General features: G+C 60.0%; 2 protein-coding genes. Both read left to right on the forward strand.

Annotated elements, in window-relative coordinates; all coding sequences use genetic code 11:
• On the forward strand, positions 1-380 hold a 380-nt coding region (locus RFN28_RS34375), incomplete at its 5' end, for a c-type cytochrome (RefSeq protein ID WP_320291560.1).
• Between the two features lie 288 nt (positions 381-668).
• Positions 669-1,879: glucoamylase family protein (locus tag RFN28_RS34380; protein WP_320291561.1), on the forward strand; the 1,211-nt coding region annotated here is incomplete at its 3' end.

Genomic DNA, 1,879 nt, shown 5'->3' on the forward strand with positions numbered 1-1,879 from the left:
TTGACGATCCGGAGATGATCCACACTGGTGGCCATCACTACAAGGAGGAAGGCTGCGTCGCCTGTCATGGTGGCCCGGGAATTTCTCCGGCGGAGTTCGCCAAGAACATGCAGCCCCTGCCGCCGGACCTTACAAGAGCCGCTGCCACCTTAAATGATACTGAGCTCTATTGGGTCCTGCAAAACGGCATAAAGATGACCGGGATGCCTGCGTTTGGTCCAACGCACAACGAGGAAGAGCTGTGGGCGATGGTGGCCTTTGTTCGCCGTCTGCCGGAGATGTCACAATCCGAATACGAGAAGATCACCGAAGCGTCTGAAGGTGGGGGACATCATCAGGCTGAAGGTGAAGACCATGGAGCGACTGCGACTCGCAAATGAGGTGTGTGCCGGGTAGCGAAGGGCTACAGGATGACCGGACCTAATGGCTAGACGTGTGGCTTGTTGGGATGTCCGGTTCAGAGTGGGCCTTCGGCGACAAAGCCGGCGGAGTGACCGACGAGCGCGTATCACATTTCGCGAGCGCGTCGGCTTTTCGGAACGGCAGACGTTTTCCATTTGGGCACCTGGGACTTAGCACAGGAGCAAATCATGCATGGAAAAATCGTAGCCGGCCTCGCCTTCGCGGAAAAGGTGGGAAGCGCATCGAAGGCCTCTACATCAGCAGCCATGGATGCATCGGCCGACAACTCGCTGAACGAGCTTCTCTCGGACATCCAGCGCCTGTCCTTCGACTATTTTCTCAAAGAGGCCAACCCGGCAAATGGCCTGATCGCCGATCGCAACACCAAATCGTCGCCGGCCAGCATAGCCGCGGTAGGGCTCGCTTTGGCGGCCTATCCCGTCGGTGTCGAGCGTGGTTTCATGACGCGCGCCGCGGCCGTTGAACGGACGCTCGCGACGCTTCGCTTCTTCTGGAACGCGCCGCACGGATCAGAACCCGATGCCACCGGCTACAGGGGCTTCTACTACCATTTTCTGGATATGCAGACTGGACGCCGCGTCTGGAAGTGTGAGTTGTCCACGGTAGATACGGCGCTCCTGCTTGCCGGTGTGCTGGCCGCCGGCGCCTATTTCCGCGGGGACGATGAATCCGAGCTCGAAATTCGTCGGCTTGCCGACGGGCTCTACCGCCGCGCCGACTGGCGCTGGGCGCAGAATGGAGGCGCCACCGTCGCCCATGGCTGGCGGCCCGAAAAAGGGTTCCTGCGATACCGCTGGGAAGGCTATGACGAGGCGCTCATCCTTTACGTGCTGGGTCTCGGCTCGCCGACCTATCCTCTCCCGCCTGAGAGCTATACGGCCTGGCTATCCAGCTACAAGTGGAAAAGGATCTATGGCCGGGAGCTGGTTTATGCCGGTCCGCTCTTCATCCACCAAATGTCGCACATCTGGATCGATTTTCGCGGCATCCGCGATGCCTTCATGCGCAATCATGGCAGCGACTATTTCGAGAATAGCCGCCAGGCTACGTTCCTGCAGCGCGACTACGCCATCCGCAATCCTAAGGGCTTCATCGGTTATGGGGAGAATTGCTGGGGTTTTACCGCCAGCGACGGCCCAGGCCCGACAAAACGTCACATGGCGATCGGAGACCGCCGCTTTTTCGGATATCTGGCGCGCGGCGCGCCGTTTGGTCCGGATGACGGCACACTGTCGCCGTGGGCGGCGATTACCTCGTTGCCCTTTGCGCCGGAGATCGTTCTGCCGGCGCTCAACCACTTCCACAAGATCGACTTGCACGCGGGCAATCCTTACGGCTTCACCGCAAGTTTCAATCCGACAATCGCCACCGCCGGTGGCCGGGCTTGCGGTTGGGTATCGCCGGACCATATCGGCATCAATCAGGGGCCGATCGCCCTGATGATCGAGAATTACCG

It is taken from the genome of Mesorhizobium album (assembly GCF_033977205.1).
Classification (GTDB): Bacteria; Pseudomonadota; Alphaproteobacteria; order Rhizobiales; family Rhizobiaceae; genus Mesorhizobium; species Mesorhizobium album.